Genomic DNA, 19,763 nt, shown 5'->3' with positions numbered 1-19,763 from the left:
CATTTCCTGCGCACTTTTCATGACAACCCAAAACTACAGCATAGTTTCATCCTAGAACATCCATACAAACAGGAGTACACATACACTCATTATATATATCTTTTACTATTATTATACTAATTTTATTACTTAAATGTAAGGACTGTGCGAAAAAACAAATTATACCCAGCCGATTAATCAGGAAAATCTCATCTAATTAGAATCCGGAATCAATAGAAGCAACTTAATTACTGCCTTCGAAACAAGGACAAAAACTCAAATATTTATATGGACATACACATCAAGCGATCATGTTATTTTAATTTTTGACAATACTTAATCATCCTGATATTATCTTGCCGATTTAACTTAATAATTGATAAGCGATAACCATAGATATCTTGATTTATAGTTCAAATTCATACTTTAATTATTGTATCTTTTTATGGTATACTATCTTACTTTTGCATTCATTTATTCTAGCTATGCTTAAGGGTTAATATGAGGAAAAGTATTATAATGACGACTAGCATGCAGTTTGGGATTAATTATGAATAATAAGCCTTTGTTCATTGAGTATGACCTCAAGGATAACACTTCGCGTAGAACATTCAGCCAAGGTAAAATTGCATTCAAAAATGCACTGGTAATATCCATCTCATTACAAGGACCGACTATCACAGGCGAAATACAGGAAAGTGAATCGGCAATATACCATACCCGGCTACACACTGAAAATGGTAAAATCACAGCAAATTGCACATGCCCCCATAACTGGGAGCCGATATGTAGACATGCGGTCGCATTAGGGCTGGCCTACCTTAACAAGGTCAATCACATCAACATTATCAGCGAAAAAAACGAAGAAGAAAACGATCTTGAGGAAATTATTCCTCAGGAAAACCTTTTCCTTAATAGTATCATTAATACCATCCAGACCTATGAAAAACATAAAGAAAAAGCAGCACTGATAATCCATATCGATGAAAAAGGGAAACGTTTCTCTATCTACTTCTACGATAAAGAAACAAAAGAAATAATTCATACGCCGGATTGGTATTTATCAGAAAAGGATAACGAAAAAAATATGCTGCAATGCCAGAGGACTTTCATTGAATACTTCACTCAACTTGAAACTATAAAATTCTTTATTCCCTCTCGTTATTTTCCATTGGAGAAATACCTCTATACAATTCCATTAATGTTTTCGAACCTGAAATTTTATAACAAAGATAATGGAAAGCAAATAGGGTTTGCGCAGTCGCCGCTTAGCCTTGGCCTTCAAGTGTCGTTAAAAGACTCTCATTATCTTAAGATCGTACCATTCTGGCATAATCAGCACATCAGGTTTAATCTGGATGAAGGACTTCATATCAAAGGGATTAAATCTTTTGTTATGCATAATAATATTTTTTATCCGATAATCAGTGATTTCATAGAGGATATTGCATTTCAGTTACTTCTCAACAAAAATCCGGAGTTTTATTCTAATGAAATCCCTAAAATTCTTCATGAGATACTTCCTGGATTTGAGAATAAGGGAATTCAAGTCATCAAAGAAGCTGAGCTTGAAAACATCTCATTGGTTTCAGAACATCCATCACCCCTCCTTAAGTTAGCGAGTGAAGAAGATTCCCTCAAAGCTAAATTATTTTTTAATTATGGTAATTACCAGCTGGAAAGCAACCCAAACCTCGCAGAGAAATATTTCTATATTACAGAGAACTCCAGACTCATATATGTAATGAGAGATATCAATAAAGAACAGGAATGTGGGCAGATGCTTATCAAATCAGGATTCGAATATGGGGGTAAAAACCTATATTTCTCCTATAAAGACAAGGCGCTTGACTTCGTCAACAAAGTTGTCCCGGATATTGAAAAAACCTGGACAATAATTAATGAAAATCTGTCACAACATACCGTAAGCAAAAATAAAATACAGATGATCATAGAGTGCAATTGCTGTACGGACAGAGCTAATTTTGAGCTTGATTTTTCTTTTAAAGCCGGGAATGCTAAGATAAATTACAAGAATTTGAAAAAAAATATTAATGAAAAGAAAAAATACTTCCTGCTAAAAAACAATACTTATGCAGAAATCCCACTTGACGCGATAAATCATCTTCTCAGCACACTTAAAAAGCTTAATGCCGAGAAAATACTGGAAACAAAATTCTTGCTTCCTATGTACCAAGGATATTATATCTATCACGAATTCAGAGAAAACATCAATGCGAACCGTGAATTTTTTGATTTCGTAAACAAATTGAATAACTTCCAGGATATTCCACCGGTACCTATTCCAAACGAGATAAACGAGATACTTAGGGATTATCAAAAATCCGGCTATCATTGGCTCAACTTTCTTAAAGATAACAACCTCTCAGGTATTCTTGCAGATGATATGGGACTAGGAAAAACGATCCAGACACTGGCATTACTTCAGCACGAATACATCGAAAACAATACTACGCTAAAGTCGATTATTATTGCGCCGACTTCCACCATTTTCAACTGGGAAAAAGAATTAGCAAAATTTGCTCCGAAGCTAAAGGTTTGTATTTATACAGGTAATTTGCGAAAAAAAAGCATACATCAATTAAACAATTACCATTTAATTCTGACAAGCTACACAATTCTAAGAAAAGATTTCGATGAAATTTCTGATGAGAAGTTCAACTATTGCATTCTTGATGAAGCGCAGTACATCAAAAACTTTCGGTCGCAAACAGCCAAGACAATAAAAAAAATAAATGCACGGCACAGACTGGCATTAACAGGTACCCCGCTGGAAAACAACTTATCAGAATTATGGTCAATCTTTGATTTCCTAATGCCAAAATATCTATTTTCATATGAAATCTTCAAAAAGACTTATGAAACTCCTATACTCAACAGCGGATCTCAGCTCGTCGCGAATAGTCTCAAAAAGCGGACAAACCCTTTTGTACTCCGCAGATTAAAAGAAAAGGTAGCGCTAGAATTACCTCCGAAAGTTGAAAATTTCCTTTATTGTGAACTCTATGAAGAGCAACAAGCCATATATAATCAATATTTAGATGCGATACGAAATAATATTTATACCTTGATTGAAAAAGACGGTATAGAAAAAAATCATATCTCAATCTTATCTGCGCTCATGAGGCTACGACAAATATGCTGTCATCCAAAGCTGATTAAAGACAATATAGCAACAAAACAGCAAATATCCTCAAAATTCGACTACTTCAAAGAAATAGTAACTGAGATTATTTCAGAAAAACACAAAATTCTTATTTTCAGCCAATTCGTAGAAATGCTGGATATCATAAAATTGTGGCTCATAAAACAGAATATACCTTATGAATACCTTACCGGATCAATAAAAGACAGAAGAAAACCGGTAGAAAGTTTTAACAACAACCCCGACATCCCGATATTCCTAATCAGTCTCAAGGCAGGAGGTGTAGGACTCAATTTAACAAGCGCAGACTACGTTATTCACTATGATCCCTGGTGGAATCCTGCTGCCGAAGCCCAAGCAACAGACAGAACGCATCGTATCGGACAGACAAAAAAAATATTTAGTTATAAAATGATTACAAAAAATACTATCGAAGAAAAGATACTGCAGTTGCAAGATAAAAAGAGAAACTTGATCAATAATGTTATAACTTCCGAAATGGGATTTGCAAAATCCCTTAATAGAACTGATCTCGATTATTTGTTAAGCTTCTAATAGGGCTATAGATTGAGGAGTTTTCTGATTTTCTCTTCCATAAGCTTAAAGCTGGCAGGTTTCACCATAAAATCATTCGCACCCAGTTTGATACATTCTTGCACTTGGGCCCGATGACTCAAGGCAGAGATAACAATGATCGGAGTACACATCATATCAGGATGATTTCTGAACATATGAATAAGATCATATCCGGTAATACTAGGAAGATTAAGATCAGTTATGATAAGGTCCGGCTTCAACTTAACAGCAATATCGTAAGCCTTCTGGCCATCTTCCTCAGTTGTCACATCAAGACCTAATTTACTTGAAATATATTTGCCGTAGATCTCTTTAATATTTGTATGATCTTCAATTAGCAATACGGTTTTTGGTGATATTTTCTCTGCCATATATAATCCCTGTCCAAGTTTCTAATAAAATCTTTATATTAATAAGTAAAAATATTAAAACAATACCTCAATAATTATAGCAGGTTTTAAATAAATAAATAACAGGGGTGCAGATACTTTCGGTGGGTATTCCCGCCTCTTTCCGCGGAAAACAGGAGCATTATTCTATGGAGGACTACTCTCCGCGAGTTTTCTCCAATGCTGGAGAAAACAAACAGAAAGACTTTTTCAGGAGGTTAAGATCAAACGCTTGATAGAATTGATAACAGAATCGATATCTGTGATTACCTGTTCATTTGAAAACCTCACAACGTATGTCCCCAACTGATTTAGTCCTTCTTCGTTATATCTTTCACGATGGTTATTACTATACCATTCCTTTATAAGTGCTGCAAACCAAAAGCACGATTGTTTTCTCCAGAATTGGAGAAAACACACCCGCCACATTGCCCTTTGAGAATTAGGTCGCTGCTCCCTTCGGGTGGAAAGAGGCGGCTCACCAACCGAAAGTATCTGCACCCCTTTCTGGTGGACGTACGAGTGTAACATGCTATGCCACTACAAGTACCCGATCAAGCCTCGATATAGTCTATGGACATTGAAGATGCCAGAGCGCCATCGCCCACTGCTGTTGCCACCTGCCTGAGGTGCGTTGCACGGCAATCACCTGCTGCAAATATTCCCGGGATAGAGGTTGCAAGCCGGCTGTCTGTCTTAATAAAATTATTCTCGTCTTTATCACAGAAAATAAAATCAGTATTTGGCTTAATCCCTATAAAAATAAAAACACCCGAAACATCAACACAGGTATACAAACCCGTTTTAAGATCTTTAATCTTCACGTTTGTTACGAAGTTGTTACCGACTATTTCTTCGAGGACACAATTCCAGAGAACGTTGATATTATTCATTTTTAATAGCCGTTCCTGATATATTCTCTCAGCACGGAGCTTATCCCGTCTATGAATGAGGTATATTTTTCTGGCATATTTCGATAAGAACAATGCTTCTTTAACCGCAGTATCTCCGCCTCCCGCAACGACAATATCTTTTCCGGTAAATAGTGGACCATCACAGGTCGCACAATAAGAGACCCCTCTTCCAACATACCGGATTTCGCCAGGGACATTAAGGTTCTTGGGTTGAGCTCCCGTTGCTATAATGACTGCTTTGGACTCGATCTTATAGTCATCGAGCATAATTGCAAAATGGCCTTGTTCTTTATGTATTTCTTTAACATTTGCATTAATGATCTCAGGATTATAGTTCGCCAGTTGTTTTTTAAAACCATCCATGAGTTCCTTGCCAGATACCTCGCCTACTCCCGGATAATTCTCGATGATTTCACTGTACACTATCTGTCCACCCATATGCTGTTTTTCTATAAGCAGAACTTTACAGCGCGCACGCAGCAAATATAGCGCCGAAGTTATTCCAGCCGGTCCCCCGCCAATTACAACTACATCATACATTCCTTGCTCCTATAATAAAAATTTGCCGTCCTTCTGGACCAATACACCATCCAGATACATCTCGCCACCAGTGCGAAGATCCTTAATCATATCCCAGTGAATTGCAGATTCGTTTTTCCCGCCGCATTCTTCATAGGACTGACCTAAGGCGATATGGACCGAGCCGCCTATTTTTTCATCAAAAAGAATATTTTTTGTGAACTTTGTAATTCCGAAGTTGTTACCAATACCAATCTCTCCAAGATATTTTGCCCCGGCATCCGTCGTAAGCATTGATTCTAGAAAATCTTGATTTTTACTTGCAGAAAGTTTTGTCACTTTGCCATTTTCGAATGTAAGCTGAACGCCTTCAACTTCTTTTCCGTACAGGCACACCGGGTATTCGAAACGAATGTGCCCCTGAACTGAATCTTCAATAGGTGCAGAAAATATCTCACCGCTCGGCATGTTATAGTGCCCGTTACTATTGATAAACTTCCTGCCACTCACTTTCATAGTCAAATCAGTATCTTTTCCAAGAATCCTCAATTCTTCAGCAGTTGAAAATATCTGGCATAACCTTTCCTGATTAGCTGACAGCTCATCCCAGCATCGGACTGGGTCTTCCCTATCAGCGAATACTGCCCCAAAAACAAAGTCCTCATATTCCTGAAGTGACATCTCAGCATCCTGCGCAAGCGCCTGGGTCGGAAATAAGGTTACATTCCATCTTACACGCTTTAAAATTATTTCTTTAAGGTTCTGTCTTGCTTTCACTCTCCTGGTTATCCTGGAGGAATCAATGCTTGTGAGTTCTTTTGTATTATAATCTGACTCAATCGAAATCATTGCGGCCATTTTGTTAGCTTCCAAATAATCCATGTCGGAAACAAAATCCAATTGATGTTCCTGAGCTTTGGCGTAATAAGCATAATCAATACCAGGGATCGAGACCTTTACCCTGGGATAAGCACCGACAGTAATTAACTCTTCATATACCAACCGGACCAAGGAACTTGCTTCATAACTTCCAGAAACTAAAACCTCTTCCTTCTCCTTGGCTCCGATTGAATAGTGCACAAGTATTTTTGCAAATTTCTTAATCCTGCTATCAACCATGTGTACCGCTCGCTTTCTAATTCAATAAAAGTAATTACCAGACTATTAATTATAATGCACCCACGAGAAATTGAACAACTTAATTATTTCTAATAGGGAATTTTCATCATCGTAAATATTATACAAAATATATACTACGAATCAATATTTTCCATACCACGCTCGTCATTGCTCAGCGGTAAGGTGATGGTAAACGTCGTGCCGTTTCCATATTCGCTTTTTACACTTATCGAGCCATTATGTTCTTGAATAATATTCGAGGTGATAGACAATCCTAGCCCTGTACCTTTTATTTTAGTTGTCACTAAAGGCTCAAAAATTGTTGGCAATATATCAGAAGGAATACCCATACCGGTATCACTTATAGATATCTCTATATAACTATGAAACTTTGACGTTTTGACAGCGATGTGACCTCCCTTGGGCATTGCTTCAACTGCATTTTGAAAAACATTTAACATGGCCTGTCTTATAACATTTATATCGAGCTTAATTAGAGGCAAATCAGCAGCATCAATGCTATAGGTAATATTAGTATGCCTAAATTGTGCCATCATAAATTGCAATTCTTCATCTATCATCATATTTACATCGACAGAACTATACTCTTTTGCAGTTAACTTATTAAAACTGACAAGATCTTCAATAATTTTCAGTATACGATTAATAGAATCAAGCGATAAATGTTTAAATCTCTGAATTTCATCAACCTCAAAATCATCGCTGTCTAACTGAAAAAAAGCTGACAAAGAAACAAGCGGGTTTTTAATTTCATGGACAAGTTTTTTGGTTAATTCACCGATTGCAGCATTTTTCTGTGAAACAATAAGCTTTTTCTGGATTTCAATCTTTTCTTTATAGAGCCCGATCCTTTCAAATATCACTAAAAGCTGGTTAGTCATCTGCAAAAAGTTCTCGATTTCATTATAAGAAAAGAAATCCTCTGATAATTTTTTGCCGATCCCGATAATAGCATATACCCCGGAGTCTTTGCGTAGTGGGTATGCTATATCCAAACCAAAATGCTCAAACTCGGAGCTAACATTTGCAGCCACAATCGGATCATTGATAACATCCATAATATTATACGAAACAAGATATTGAGAATCAGGATTATCAAAAAAAAAGTTATAAAAGGTTAAGTCTGTAGCATACTCTCGCTCTATAGTTCCATTTTGTTGTGCAAAAAATATTCTAGTTGAATCATCCAGGAAAATACTACACGATTCCAGCTTTAATCTCTCAACCATCGCGACAACCAGATAATTGATTAACTCGTTTTCTTCAAAATAGCCGGCTACGTTTTGCAATATTTGAGCTGTCTCTTTATGATGATCTATCTTCTTACGAAAAAAGATCTTATCGGTTATATTTTCGAGCACGCCTTTAAGCCAGGGCAATCCGAGAGCAATAATTGCCGAAATAATAATTATTCTTGATATATGCTGAAATGAATACTCTTTCATAAATAATGAAATACCAAAAATGTAAATAAAGGAGATAACTGCCACCAATAAAGAGAATACAAAGCCTTTTTTGATTACCAGGGAGATATCCATAAACTGGTACTTTAAAATTGCAATAGCTGTAAATAACGGCATAGCTGAAAGAAATAATGGACCAATACCGGTTAATTGTGCATTATGAAAAAGTGCTGGCAATAGAATATTCGTAGTGCCGGTACCAAAAAAAGCGACAATAAATCCAGTCAGCACAAGCTTCAATTGATTATGTTCTATGCCTTTGCTCTTAATAAACTTTTTAATAAAAATACCTATTGCTAAAGCTCCAAAGCTATAGGCAATAAAGACCAGCGGATAATACCAGGAATTAGCTTCCCGGGTGATACCATAATTAGAAATTTCTATATTCTGATAATTTGCAAGAAAAGGCAAGGTAATAGCCGGAATATAAAGCAACAAATGTTTTCTGTTCAAAGTCAGGACTGCTCTATCCGGGAAAACTAAGCTGAAATGTAAAACAAAGGAAGCAATACCCATAACTCCAAAAAGAGCTATTTTTATTAATGCCGTATTTACTGTAAAGCATCCCCAAAGCCCAAAAGCTACAGCTGCCAGGGAAAAAACAAGGCCCAAAAAAACATTTCTTATTATCTGTTTAGGCCCTTTCAACAAAACAAATAGACCTAAAAATAGGTTAAGCAAAAAAGAAATAAACAAAACTAAAGCGGATATCATATTTTATTATCTTTTCAAAAATAAACATACAAGTCAAGTCTTGATCTTACCAAATCCCCCGGATATAGGATGCTCATAACGATATACCTTGTTCCGGTAAAACAGCTCATTTATTGTTGAATAATAGAATGTTTTGAGCGGGGTGTTCGATTGTCTGATCCTATTGAAGCTCCTCGCAGTTATATTTCTTACTGAATAAAATTGGCGAAAGACTCTCCAATAATTATGATATAGTTCTTCTATAGTAAAATTCTTCGGCTGAAATACAATATGTTGTCCATCATAAGCCGACCAATCGCGACTAATAATTCTGCCCTCTTCTTCTAACTTAGAATACAAAGTTGTTCCTGGTAAAGGTGTTAATATAAAGAAAAAAGATGTATCAATCTTATTCTTTAAAAGAAATGAAAGAGTGTAATTGAATTGCTCTATAGTATCCGTATCAAAACCAAAAATCATAGAAATAAGAGGTACGATTTTAGCCCTTTTTAATCTTTCAAACAATTCTGCATACTGAGCTAATTTATTAAAACCCTTATTAAGAGACTGCAAAATATCGTTATTTAACGATTCTAGTCCAAAAAATAAAAGTCTACATCCTGATTCTGCAGCCAAATCGATCAGATCAGGGTGATTCATTATAGTTGTACTTACTTGAGAATTCCACTTAATTTTCTTTGGTATAAGGGCCCGGAATAATTCCCTGCTGTATTCGGCATTCCCTGCTATATTATCATCAACAAACATAAAATGCTCTGCCCCTATTGCGTCTATTTCTTTAAGAATATTCGCTATCGGCTTGACCCTATACGTTCTGCCGAAATACTTCGAAACGGAACAGAAATCACAGGCAAAAGGACAGCCACGGGTAGAATAGATAGGCATGATCGGCAGTTTGTAGCCGATAGGTCTGTTATAGATATTCATATTAAAAGTATCAAAGCGAGGAATAATCAATCTTTTCATATCCGGTAGAGCCGAGTCTTGATAGTATTCTTTATTCCGGTTATGCTCAAAATCATCAAGTACCTGCTCCCAGATATTCTCTGCTTCTCCGATAATAACAGCATCGGCATGAACTTTTGCCTCATCTGGAAGCGCTGTAGCATGAATGCCACCGAGAACAACCCTGACCCCGATGCTCCTGAATCTGTCAGCGATTTGGTACGCCCTTTCGACCCTTGATGTCATTGCGGTAATCCCGACAAGATCATAGGGAATAGAATAATCGATCTCTTCAATTACATCATTAATTACAGTAACTTTGTGGCTAGCAGGGGTCAAACCGCTCAAGACTGCCAGAGCCAGGCTCGGGGTGATATCTTTTTTGAATTTTACAGGTTTGCCCTGCTCATCCAGTTTCGTAGGATTAACTAAAAGTATTTTCACGATTATGTGACCTTCTTATTTTGTTGAGTACTATATAGCTCTTTTATTATCGTATGCGTTTTTTCCCATAGTTTTTTATATCTTTCTTTAAAAACAGCGTATATCTCAAAATCGGTATATTCTCCCATAAAAAAAGCCGCTTCTTTAAGAGTTGCTTCATGTTCATGAATCGATTCCAAGCCATCTTTAAGATAAAAATCACTCCAATCCTGGAATAATTTCAAAAGTGGTTTATTTGAAGCCAAAATTTTCATCTCAACTCTGTGAAGGTTAATCACGCTAAAGGCATAATCCAGGCAAAGAATATACGATTCCCGGGCATATTCTCTCTTTCTCTCTCCTTGTACCCCGAGAAAAAAACTAAGGGAAGCATTACGATGCACCCAATTTATATTCTCAATAGAGATCATACCTAAAGGAATATTATCTTTCTTTCCGGTAATAATAAAATCCCTTCTTTTGGCGGGGTTCTTGAGTATCCCTTCGAAGTAAGCTTTTACCTCCTCCGTAGAAGCTAAACTAGTACTGATATAGAACACAGAAAGCTCATTCTCCATAAACCATTTGGTAATCATGGGAATATCTTCTATCAGCATATTCCTCAGATTAACGAATTTACCTTTTAGCATGAAAACACCTCAATTCATTTAGATTCCCTATATAAATAACATAGAGACCTTTTTATAACTCTGGATATCTGCCGATACATATATGCGGGCCTGAAATAAAAACGCCGTTTGATATAAAGGGCCCATTTGCGAATTCTTTTTGCCGATAGATCAGAATATATATCATGAATAAAAAGTACCCTGTTCCAATCTACAGCAGTATCTATCAAGTGCTTATCCTCCAGGTCCCGCCAAATCTCAGTTCCCGGAGCTATCGCAAGTTTATTGACTTCAAGAAAATCGATATCGAGACTGTTAAGGAATCGAGAGGTCTCTTTAATAGTCTCATCCGTTTCGCATGGTGCACCAAGAATAATAGAAGCGAGTATATCAATATTATACTTCTTAGCGCAGTTCACGGTTCTGCGGACTTTCTCAAGGTTTATTTTTTTATTAAAATAATTAAGGATAGACTGTGACCCGCTTTCCAATCCGATAAGTATCTGCATACAGCCCGCATCCTTCATCGCTCTGTACAGCTCATCCTGAGGGTTATCTGCCCGCCCTAAGCACAGCCAGCGAATATTGTGCTGAGCACGTAAAGACTGCAAACCTTTGCATATTTGAATAGCCCTGTCCGGTTTTGAGGTAAAGTGATCATCCATAAAGAAAAACTTGGTATATCCTTTATCAACTAACTCAGATATTTCAGCAAGGACATTCTCTGCACTGCGATATCTAATTCGCCCTTCATTGAAAGCTGAATTCGCACAAAAAGTACAACTAAAAGGACAGCCCCGGCTGGTAATGATAGATGTAAATTCACGTTTTCTTGCAAAAAAATACCTTCGGGGATCTTTCAATGAGAGACTTGCTGCAAAATTGTATTCGTATTTATCGACCAACTCACGAGCCGGAAAAGGTATGGAGTCCAGATTATCAATTAAAGTCCGCTTTTCGTTAACGACAATCTGACCATTACTACGGAACGCCAGACCTCTAATCATTGATAACGGCAGCTGCTGCTCAACCAACTCAACAATAGTGTGCTCTCCTTCGCCAATCGCTACGCAATCGACTTCTTTATAGTCAGACAGGATCTTTTGAGGGAAATAATGAGGATGTATACCTCCAAGGACTATCTTATATTTCGAATCTATACTTTTAATAAAGCGAGCAGTTCCTATGGCACTCATAAACGTCGCTGTCATACAAGAAATACCAATAAACTCCGGATTAAGCATTGATAGTATCTTATATATCGACTCAAGATAGTTGCCCTCTTGATCGCAATCAACAACCTCAACATTATGTCCACGATCTAAAAGCATTGAGGCAATATAAAGAACTCCAAGAGGTGGCGCGAAAGACTTGTACATAGTTTTTACGGATAATCCGGCATTAATAAGTAATATATTCATAATGTTTCCGAAAGGCTAGAGTAGCGCTGGCACCGAAGTGCCAGCGGAGGTCTATTTATGCACCATAACCAGCCATTTTAAAACCTCCTCCCATACCCGAATTAACAGCACGGCTAAGATGCTGTTATATATTTAAATAATTGATTTACCTCACAAGGCTTAAAATTGTCGTTGTGTACAGTAATATCGATAATTAGCCAGTCGAAAAAGAAAATCCTAATCCTTTTATAATTTTCTCAAACTTTCTAGTGTCCAATGGTTTGTCTATGTAATCATAAGCCCCTAGCTGATAGCTGCGGGCTTTATCTGCTTCTTCACACGATGATGAATAAACAACAACAGGAATATCTTTAGTCTGGATATCCGACTTAAGCCGCTTCAACACTTCAAATCCACCGATTTTGGGAAGTTTAAGGTCTAAAAGTATGATTTCGGGCATTATAGAAATATCTCTGTCTGAATAGCTTCCTTCTCCAAAAATATAATCAAGAGCTTCTTTCCCATTTCTGGTAAACACGAAATCCTTAGCAATTTTACTATTCTTAACTACTCTGGAAACAATAACCTCCTGATCATAGTCATCTTCCACTAACATAAAAACAATATTCCCTTTTCTTAATTCTTGCATTTCTTTACGACGATCCATAACTACTCCAGAAACAAATATTTTTTATAAAAAAACACTACCGCCTATATATGACCAATTTTTGTGCCAAAAAAATATTATAATGACAACAACTGCACAAACACTAATTCGCAAGAGACTTTGAGGTATTTCCCAAGGATCTGAACAGAAAAAACGTGGGCCAGGCATGCCTGCTTTGCACATTATTTTGTGCATATACACAAAATAATGTGCAAAATACTCGTATTAAAATAGAATGGAGTGGTGAATGGCCGGTCGGACCAACGGAACGAAGATGAGGGGGTTATTTCAGGATATTATATTGATTAACTTTCAGAAGCAACGTATTTCTATGGATTTTTAAAAAATCTGCAGTTTTACCCTGATTACCTTCACACAAATTCAATACTTTTTTAATATAATCTTTCTCAAATTCCGATACGGCTTCTTTCAAAGAAAGATTATTAATGTTTTTCAAATTTACTTTATTATTTTCATCGATATTCTTAACAAGCATCTCTACCGGCAAGTAGGAAAAAGAGATCTCATCACCACCCCCATAGAGTGCATAAAAACTCTCAATCAAATTCTTGAGTTCTCTCACATTACCCGGCCATTCATATTTTTCCAGATAGCCTTTGACTGTGCTGCTTATTACTATTTTCTGTTTTTTAAATTTGACGGAATAATAATCAATATAATAATCCAAAAGGACCTTAATATCAGCTCGACGCTCCCTCAATGCCGGAAGCTTGAAAGAAACAACATTAAGTCTAAAATAGAGGTCCTCACGAAATAAATTATTTTTAATTGCCTCATCAAGGACAATATTTGTTGCCGAAATAATCCTGACATCAATTGGTATCAATCGATTACTGCCGATCCTCTCAACCTGCAGTTCTTGAAGGGCCCTCAAAAGTTTAACTTGCATAGTAATGGGCATATTCCCGATCTCATCAAGAAAAACAGTTCCACCTGCAGCAATTTCTAACTTTCCTGGTTTCGTTGTGACTGCTCCCGTAAAGGCACCCTTTTCATAGCCAAACAATTCCGATTCTAATAGGTTCTCAGGGATTCCTCCACAATTTATCGGAATGAACGGCATTTGAGCTCTGTCGCTTTGCTCATGCATAAACCTTGCAAATACTTCTTTCCCGCTACCACTCTCACCATAAATAAGCACGGGAGAATTACTTTTTGCAACCTTATCAGCTTTTTTCAATAATTCTATCATTACTTTATCTTTAGCAATTATATTCTTATGTACGCTATTTTTTGCCAGCTCATGTTTTAAAAACTTATTCTCATCAACCAGCATTTTTCTTTCAAGCACACGAATTACCAAGTTCTGAAACTCATCAGTATTAAACGGCTTTGTAATATAATCATAGGCGCCGAACTTAATTGCCTTGATCGCAGTCTCATAGTCGTCGAGCGCCGTTACCATAATAACTTCTATAGTCGAATCATATTTTTTTATTTCGGTAAGTAACTCGATCCCATTAATATCCGGGAGACCTACATCAAGAAGAACTATGTCGATTTTATCGTGAATTATAATAGAAAGACAGTCAGATTGATTCGCTGCCTCGAAGACCTTACAGATTTTTTTCAGTGTTAATTTAAGCGTGAACCTAACGGACTCTTCATCATCAACAACCAGTACATTTTGTGATGGGAATTTTTTATCAATCATATACTCAATCCTTCTACTATAGTTATCTCTTATTAAAAATCAGCTTGCTCCTAATTTTTCAAATACCGTTTTTGCAAAATCAAGCGAAGCCTCTACGTTATTTGCGGTAATAATCAAACCGTCCGTCTCGACAGCCCTGCCTGTATAGTTCGCACCTTTATCAATAAGGTTTTGAGCATAATTAATAAAGACAGTGGCATTTATCCCGGCAAGCACTCCGGCATGTGCGAGAATGAGAGGGGCCATGCAAATTGCTCCGAGTATTTTCTTTTGAGCAACTATTTCTCCGGCCAATGTATGTGCGCACGAATCGTTTACATATTCCCGGGCTCCAGGCCCTCCGATAAAAAGTAATGCATCGAGCTCTTCAACCTTAACATCTGCAAGCAACAGATCGACGTCTGCTTTGCCACCCGATTTACCGATAGCGGGAGACTCTGCAGATGAAATAGTAATGATTTCGATATTTTTTGAACTCAAAAAATCCAATGGAATAAAGTATTCTTCATCCCGAAAACCATTATGTGCAATCACCATTCCTAGCTTCATAAATCACCTAATACCATCTTAACCTGAGTTAATAGACAAAACAAAATAAGCCGGAAATAACCGAAGCGAAATTTTTAAGATTTTTAAAATATTTTTTCTTTTTATTATACATCAATTGCCATTAAGCAGCAAACGCACTCTATCGTCCGACAAAATTATATCGATAATTATTACATCAAAGTCTAGGTTGGTTTAGGTGAGGATTGCCATGAATGATTTAGTGTTTATGAAACTTATTGAAGAATATATGGATCTCTACAATATTGATTTCAAAACAATTGAGACTTCGGTTGGAGACACGCAAATTTGGTTCAGTTGCAATTAACAACAATGACATAATTGTCAATTTCATTTAACACTGATTATAAATAAGAAAAGCAAGGATACGTTGATATTCCTGGGATATTTTTGTCTAAAAAATAAGAGGGACACCCGCCTCGATCAAAAGAGCAGAGTCCCTACAGCCAATGTTTTTATGAGTGCAGGAATGTACCTGTGAAAATTAAAAGCAACTAATAGCATCGAAACGATAATAATTAGCAAAAGGAGCTATTTCATTCATTACTCAAAAACTCAATCATCTTACCGGTTTGAATGGATTTCCCAGTAAAAACCTTGAAGGCAACGGCACCCTGCCCCGCCAACATCCCCAGGCCATTCGCACACTGGTTACCTCGTTTCTCCATAATTTCTACTAGTTTTGTTTTTGCGGGATTATAGATAATATCATATATTTTTACGTTTTTACCGATATCCTCAACCTTCTTCAATGGAACAACATCCGTATGCGGATGCATTCCTATCGGGGTAGCGTTCACAAACAGATCAATTGTCTTAAGAAAATTATACATTTCTTTACTCTCAACGAGGCTATATGATATTTTGGCCATAAAATGTTTCTTCAAATGCCGGACTAATGCTGAAGCTTTTGCGTCCTCTGCATCAACTATCATAAGTGACTGGATACCTTTCATGAGCATACTTACAGCAATTGAACGTGCAGCTCCGCCAGCCCCTAAAAGAAAAACAACCTTCCCTTTAAAGTCGAAAGAAAAATGCTCTTCGACATCAGAAACGAATCCTTGACCGTCAGTGTTATACCCGATCAGCTTTCCGTTTTCATTTTTTATTGTGTTTACAGCACCGATTAAGGAGGCTTCTTTTGATAATTCATCGAGAAACGGGATAACTGTCTCTTTGTAAGGAATAGTAACATTAACACCTGAAAAGCCTAACGCTTTGATCCCATCGATGGCACTCCTCAAATTTTCGGAAGTAACTCCTAGCGGAACATAGGAATAATTCAAGCCTAAGAATTCGTATGCCTTATTATGCATGTGGGGTGACTTCGTATGTTCAATGGGGTATCCAATCAGTCCTGTAAGTTTGGTTTTTCCATTAATAGATAGCAAAAGAATCTCCTCCTTATGGTAATTAGTCCGTTTAAAAAACTATCGTAATACGTTATAATAATTCTGATCAAACAAATGTAAGGAATATTATATACTATCATAATAAACAATTGTTTTAGCTAAGTATATAACTTCGTTGCAAAAAGAATACCGATGAGTTAATCCAGCATGAATAAAAATGGTCAGCATATACAGCCCTGATTAACTCCCTTGGTAGAAAGGATAATTTTATGCATACTGCCATATTATATCAGAAATCAGATGACAGGATCCATTGTTTTTTGTGTCCTTGGCAATGCAAAATAGCGGAAGGGAAATCCGGAGTATGCGGTATCCGACAAAATAACGGAGGAACACTTTTTGCCACTGGGTACGGCCAAGTTGTCTCCATTGCGGCTGATCCGATCGAAAAAAAGCCGCTCTTTAACTTTCATCCCGGAACAAAAGTCATGTCGGTCGGTTCGCTCGGTTGTAATCTCTGCTGTAAGCATTGTCAAAACTGGGAGATATCCCAAATCAAGGAAGCCGGAGCAATCAGAAAAACTACTTATATAGAGCCGGAATTGTTAATAGACCAGGCATCACACTATAATTGCAAAGGGATTGCATGGACATATAATGAGCCCTCTATCAATATAGAATACGCTATAGACGGCGCAAAAATAGCAAAAGAAAACGGTCTTTACACTGTATTTGTAACGAATGGCTATATTACTGAGCAAGGGCTTGACGCCATTGGACCCTATCTTGATGCCTATAGTGTCGATATTAAGGGTTCTGACAGCTTTTATCGATCAATAGCCGGAGTACAAGGGATTGAACCTGTTCTTAAAGCCACAAAACGCGCAAAAGACATGTGGAATATGCACGTTGAAGTAACAACTAATGTCATCCCAACTATTAACGACAGTGATAAAGAGTTAACAGAAACAGGCAAGTGGATAATGGATAATCTTGGACCTGATTGTGCATGGCACATCAGCCGGTTTTACCCGCAATATAAACTCGCTCATTTGCCTGCTACATCGCCAAGCACATTAAGTCATGCGAGAGACATAGGGCTCAGCCTTGGACTCAGATATGTCTACACAGGGAATATTCCTGGTGATAAAGGAGAAAACACCTACTGCCCTTCCTGCAACAATATTCTTATTGAAAGAACCGGATTTACAGCAAATCAGATAAATATCGAGAATAATAAATGCAAATTCTGCCATACAGAGGTAGGTATAATTATATGAGCCACGTAGTCATTGCGATTGATGGACCTGCCGGTTCAGGAAAAAGTACGATTGCTAAAATTCTCGCTGAAAAACTTAATTTTCTTTATCTTGATACCGGAGCTATGTATCGAGCAATCGCTTATAAAGTCATTGAAGTCGCCCTCGCAATCGAGAACAAAAACGCTATAATAGATCTGGCTGGAACACTGACACTATCATTTGAGAAAAATGAAGTTACGGTAAACGGTCAGAATGTGTCCAAGCAAATCAGGTTACCGGAGGTCAATACAATAGTATCTAACATAGCTGCAATCCCTGAGATCAGACATATTTTGATCGCTATGCAGAGAAAGATAGCAATCAACCAGAATGTTGTTATGGAAGGCAGAGACATCGGGACGGTCGTTTTTCCTGATGCGGCTTGCAAATTTTTCTTATCAGCTTCGGTACATATCAGAGCAGTGCGGAGATTTCAGGAATTAAAGCCACAAAACCCGGACATTACAATTTCGCAGGTTGAGCAATCAATTAATTACCGGGATACAGCAGATACAAACAGAACAGTCAGCCCATTAACAAAGGCGGAAGATGCTATTGAAATCGACACCTCGAACATGTCAATTGAGGAAGTATCAGAACATCTTCATGGAATTATTTTAAAAAAACTTAACATAAATGTTGTGCAACAAATAAAGGATTAATTATGAATACTATTGCTTATATTATTAAAAACAATCTATACCTGAACATTACCAATAGCTGCTCTAATGACTGCACATTCTGTATCCGGCAGAAGCCCCATGCCTTTAACGATGAGTTTGAACTATGGCTTGACCATGAGCCAAGCGAGGTGGAAATACTTACTTCAATAAAGCAACCGGAAACCTTCGACGAGATAGTTTTTTGCGGTTACGGCGAGCCGTTAACACGATTAGCTATGGTTAAATCCGTTGCAAAATATCTCAAAAATAAAGGCTGCATGATTCGAGTAGATACAAATGGAACATCGAATTTAATTCATAAGAAAAACATAGTCCCTGAACTAGTAGGATTAGTTGATACGGTTTCTATCAGCCTTAATGCTCATAACGCAGAGCTCTATAGCGAGTTATGCTGCCCGAAATTCGGGATTAAGACCTTTGAAGAAGTGCTTAAGTTTGCGAGACTTTGCAAAAAACTGCTTCCCCGCACACAACTAACAGTGGTTGAATTCCCGAAAGTCGATATTCCAGCGTGTCAGAAGATTGCGGACGATATAGGAGTTACATTAAAAATAAGACGATATTACGAAGAGGATTATGCCGGATTTAAATAATCTTACAAGCCTGTCCTCTGGTTGTAATCAGGTTATGATATTTTCTTAATCGGCTCTATATTAAGATAACGAATGATTTTTTCTAACAGGAGCCTCTGTGGGACAGGTTTGACCAAGATATCATTCGCTCCGGATTTGATTCCCTGCAGAATAGTTCGTTGATCTGCCAGGGTCGTACACATAACAATAGGAACTTCCCTGTTTTTATCTGATTCTCTTATTCTCGTTATCAGCTCCAGTCCATCCATTTCCGGCATCATAACGTCGCAAAGAATAAAATCGATATTACTATTATTAACAAGCTTAAGTGCCTTGACCCCATTCTCCGCAGTCAGCACATTGACGTCAAAGTATGTCTCGCACAGTCTTTGATATATGTGTGAAATCGCTGCATTATCCTCAGCAATAAGTATCGTTTTCCTGATTGACATGAATCTCCTTCAAAATAGATAATTGTTCAATACATCGCCTTGTTTTAAATTAAGATTATATTACTATATTTGGCTAGAGAATATATAAAGAATAAACTTTTTTGATTAAATTGACAACTACAATGTTCCGAACCTCAGTAGTTCTAATTATAAAGAGCAAAGGTTAACAGAAATAGTTAGTGAGTTAAAAAAATAAACAGGCTAGCATCAAGTAATCATAAAAAAACATCTCCA

17 protein-coding genes are annotated in these 19,763 nt (G+C 37.1%); 4 read left to right on the top strand and 13 right to left on the bottom strand.

Annotated features, from left to right (window positions below):
• Positions 1 to 529 precede the first annotated feature (529 nt).
• The gene (locus DKM50_02510; GenBank protein PZM83167.1) at positions 530 to 3,700 is read left to right on the top strand and encodes a hypothetical protein; all 3,171 of its coding nucleotides are present in this window, start codon (positions 530 to 532) and stop codon (positions 3,698 to 3,700) included.
• A gap of 5 nt (positions 3,701 to 3,705) precedes the next feature.
• Here DKM50_02510 and DKM50_02505 read toward each other — a convergent pair whose 3' ends face one another.
• The 12 genes from DKM50_02505 to DKM50_02450 form a co-directional block, all read right to left on the bottom strand.
• Positions 3,706 to 4,092 carry a hypothetical protein gene (locus DKM50_02505; GenBank protein ID PZM83166.1) on the bottom strand — a complete coding sequence of 129 codons (387 nt, stop codon included), beginning with the start codon at positions 4,090 to 4,092 and terminating at the stop codon, positions 3,706 to 3,708.
• A 228-nt stretch (positions 4,093 to 4,320) separates the two neighbouring features.
• Entirely contained in the window at positions 4,321 to 4,641 is a 321-nt protein-coding gene (locus DKM50_02500) for a hypothetical protein (protein PZM83165.1), read from the bottom strand.
• A gap of 23 nt (positions 4,642 to 4,664) precedes the next feature.
• Positions 4,665 to 5,564: a thioredoxin-disulfide reductase gene (trxB, locus tag DKM50_02495; protein ID PZM83164.1), complete on the bottom strand. Its 900-nt coding sequence runs from the start codon at positions 5,562 to 5,564 to the stop codon at positions 4,665 to 4,667.
• Positions 5,565 to 5,573: 9 nt separating this feature from the next.
• Positions 5,574 to 6,662 carry an aminopeptidase gene (locus tag DKM50_02490; protein PZM83163.1) on the bottom strand — a complete coding sequence of 363 codons (1,089 nt, stop codon included), beginning with the start codon at positions 6,660 to 6,662 and terminating at the stop codon, positions 5,574 to 5,576.
• Positions 6,663 to 6,796: 134 nt separating this feature from the next.
• Positions 6,797 to 8,860, bottom strand: coding sequence for a hypothetical protein (locus tag DKM50_02485; GenBank protein PZM83162.1), 2,064 nt, complete (start codon positions 8,858 to 8,860; stop codon positions 6,797 to 6,799).
• A 33-nt stretch (positions 8,861 to 8,893) separates the two neighbouring features.
• Complete coding sequence (locus DKM50_02480) at positions 8,894 to 10,249, bottom strand: B12-binding domain-containing radical SAM protein (GenBank protein PZM83161.1); 1,356 nt, start codon at positions 10,247 to 10,249, stop codon at positions 8,894 to 8,896.
• Between the two features lie 2 nt (positions 10,250 to 10,251).
• Positions 10,252 to 10,878, bottom strand: a complete 627-nt coding sequence (locus DKM50_02475) for a hypothetical protein (protein PZM83160.1) — start codon at positions 10,876 to 10,878, stop codon at positions 10,252 to 10,254.
• 14 nt (positions 10,879 to 10,892) lie between these two features.
• A complete protein-coding gene (locus DKM50_02470) occupies positions 10,893 to 12,278 on the bottom strand; it encodes a hypothetical protein (GenBank protein ID PZM83159.1) in 1,386 nt (461 codons plus the stop codon).
• Positions 12,279 to 12,471: 193 nt separating this feature from the next.
• Entirely contained in the window at positions 12,472 to 12,906 is a 435-nt protein-coding gene (locus DKM50_02465) for a response regulator (GenBank protein ID PZM83254.1), read from the bottom strand.
• A 301-nt stretch (positions 12,907 to 13,207) separates the two neighbouring features.
• Complete coding sequence (locus tag DKM50_02460; GenBank protein ID PZM83158.1) at positions 13,208 to 14,599, bottom strand: hypothetical protein; 1,392 nt, start codon at positions 14,597 to 14,599, stop codon at positions 13,208 to 13,210.
• 39 nt (positions 14,600 to 14,638) lie between these two features.
• On the bottom strand, positions 14,639 to 15,148 hold the full coding sequence (locus tag DKM50_02455) for a DJ-1 family protein (protein ID PZM83157.1): 510 nt from the start codon (positions 15,146 to 15,148) through the stop codon (positions 14,639 to 14,641).
• Between the two features lie 554 nt (positions 15,149 to 15,702).
• Positions 15,703 to 16,566 carry a shikimate dehydrogenase gene (locus tag DKM50_02450; GenBank protein PZM83156.1) on the bottom strand — a complete coding sequence of 288 codons (864 nt, stop codon included), beginning with the start codon at positions 16,564 to 16,566 and terminating at the stop codon, positions 15,703 to 15,705.
• A 224-nt stretch (positions 16,567 to 16,790) separates the two neighbouring features.
• Between DKM50_02450 and amrS the strand changes: the two genes are divergently transcribed.
• From amrS to DKM50_02435, 3 genes are read left to right on the top strand one after another with little or no spacing between them, the layout of a single operon-like run.
• Positions 16,791 to 17,801, top strand: a complete 1,011-nt coding sequence (gene amrS / locus DKM50_02445; GenBank protein PZM83155.1) for an AmmeMemoRadiSam system radical SAM enzyme — start codon at positions 16,791 to 16,793, stop codon at positions 17,799 to 17,801.
• On the top strand, positions 17,762 to 18,484 hold the full coding sequence (locus DKM50_02440; GenBank protein PZM83154.1) for a (d)CMP kinase: 723 nt from the start codon (positions 17,762 to 17,764) through the stop codon (positions 18,482 to 18,484). Before amrS ends, DKM50_02440 begins: the two co-directional genes overlap by 40 nt.
• Before the next feature lie 2 nt (positions 18,485 to 18,486).
• Positions 18,487 to 19,098, top strand: a complete 612-nt coding sequence (locus DKM50_02435) for a radical SAM protein (protein PZM83153.1) — start codon at positions 18,487 to 18,489, stop codon at positions 19,096 to 19,098.
• Between the two features lie 32 nt (positions 19,099 to 19,130).
• On the opposite strand, the gene DKM50_02430 is transcribed toward DKM50_02435, so the two are convergent.
• On the bottom strand, positions 19,131 to 19,529 hold the full coding sequence (locus DKM50_02430; GenBank protein PZM83152.1) for a hypothetical protein: 399 nt from the start codon (positions 19,527 to 19,529) through the stop codon (positions 19,131 to 19,133).
• Positions 19,530 to 19,763 lie beyond the last annotated feature (234 nt).

Source organism: Candidatus Margulisiibacteriota bacterium, assembly GCA_003242895.1.
In the GTDB taxonomy this organism is placed as follows: Bacteria; Margulisbacteria; Riflemargulisbacteria; order GWF2-39-127; family GWF2-39-127; genus GWF2-39-127.
Note: the sequence above shows the minus strand (reverse complement) of the source record. Positions and strands in the feature narration are given on the sequence as shown.

Excerpts from the sequence above, each read along its gene's own strand:
- DKM50_02510 (PZM83167.1), top strand. The coding sequence starts at position 530 with ATGAATAATAAGCCTTTGTTCATTGAGTATGACCTCAAGGATAACACT.
- DKM50_02505 (PZM83166.1), bottom strand. The coding sequence starts at position 4,092 with ATGGCAGAGAAAATATCACCAAAAACCGTATTGCTAATTGAAGATCAT.
- DKM50_02500 (PZM83165.1), bottom strand. The coding sequence starts at position 4,641 with ATGTTACACTCGTACGTCCACCAGAAAGGGGTGCAGATACTTTCGGTT.
- trxB (PZM83164.1), bottom strand. The coding sequence starts at position 5,564 with ATGTATGATGTAGTTGTAATTGGCGGGGGACCGGCTGGAATAACTTCG.
- DKM50_02490 (PZM83163.1), bottom strand. The coding sequence starts at position 6,662 with ATGGTTGATAGCAGGATTAAGAAATTTGCAAAAATACTTGTGCACTAT.
- DKM50_02485 (PZM83162.1), bottom strand. The coding sequence starts at position 8,860 with ATGATATCCGCTTTAGTTTTGTTTATTTCTTTTTTGCTTAACCTATTT.
- DKM50_02475 (PZM83160.1), bottom strand. The coding sequence starts at position 10,878 with ATGCTAAAAGGTAAATTCGTTAATCTGAGGAATATGCTGATAGAAGAT.
- DKM50_02470 (PZM83159.1), bottom strand. The coding sequence starts at position 12,278 with ATGAATATATTACTTATTAATGCCGGATTATCCGTAAAAACTATGTAC.
- DKM50_02465 (PZM83254.1), bottom strand. The coding sequence starts at position 12,906 with ATGCAAGAATTAAGAAAAGGGAATATTGTTTTTATGTTAGTGGAAGAT.
- DKM50_02460 (PZM83158.1), bottom strand. The coding sequence starts at position 14,599 with ATGATTGATAAAAAATTCCCATCACAAAATGTACTGGTTGTTGATGAT.
- DKM50_02455 (PZM83157.1), bottom strand. The coding sequence starts at position 15,148 with ATGAAGCTAGGAATGGTGATTGCACATAATGGTTTTCGGGATGAAGAA.
- amrS (PZM83155.1), top strand. The coding sequence starts at position 16,791 with ATGCATACTGCCATATTATATCAGAAATCAGATGACAGGATCCATTGT.
- DKM50_02440 (PZM83154.1), top strand. The coding sequence starts at position 17,762 with ATGCAAATTCTGCCATACAGAGGTAGGTATAATTATATGAGCCACGTA.
- DKM50_02435 (PZM83153.1), top strand. The coding sequence starts at position 18,487 with ATGAATACTATTGCTTATATTATTAAAAACAATCTATACCTGAACATT.
- DKM50_02430 (PZM83152.1), bottom strand. The coding sequence starts at position 19,529 with ATGTCAATCAGGAAAACGATACTTATTGCTGAGGATAATGCAGCGATT.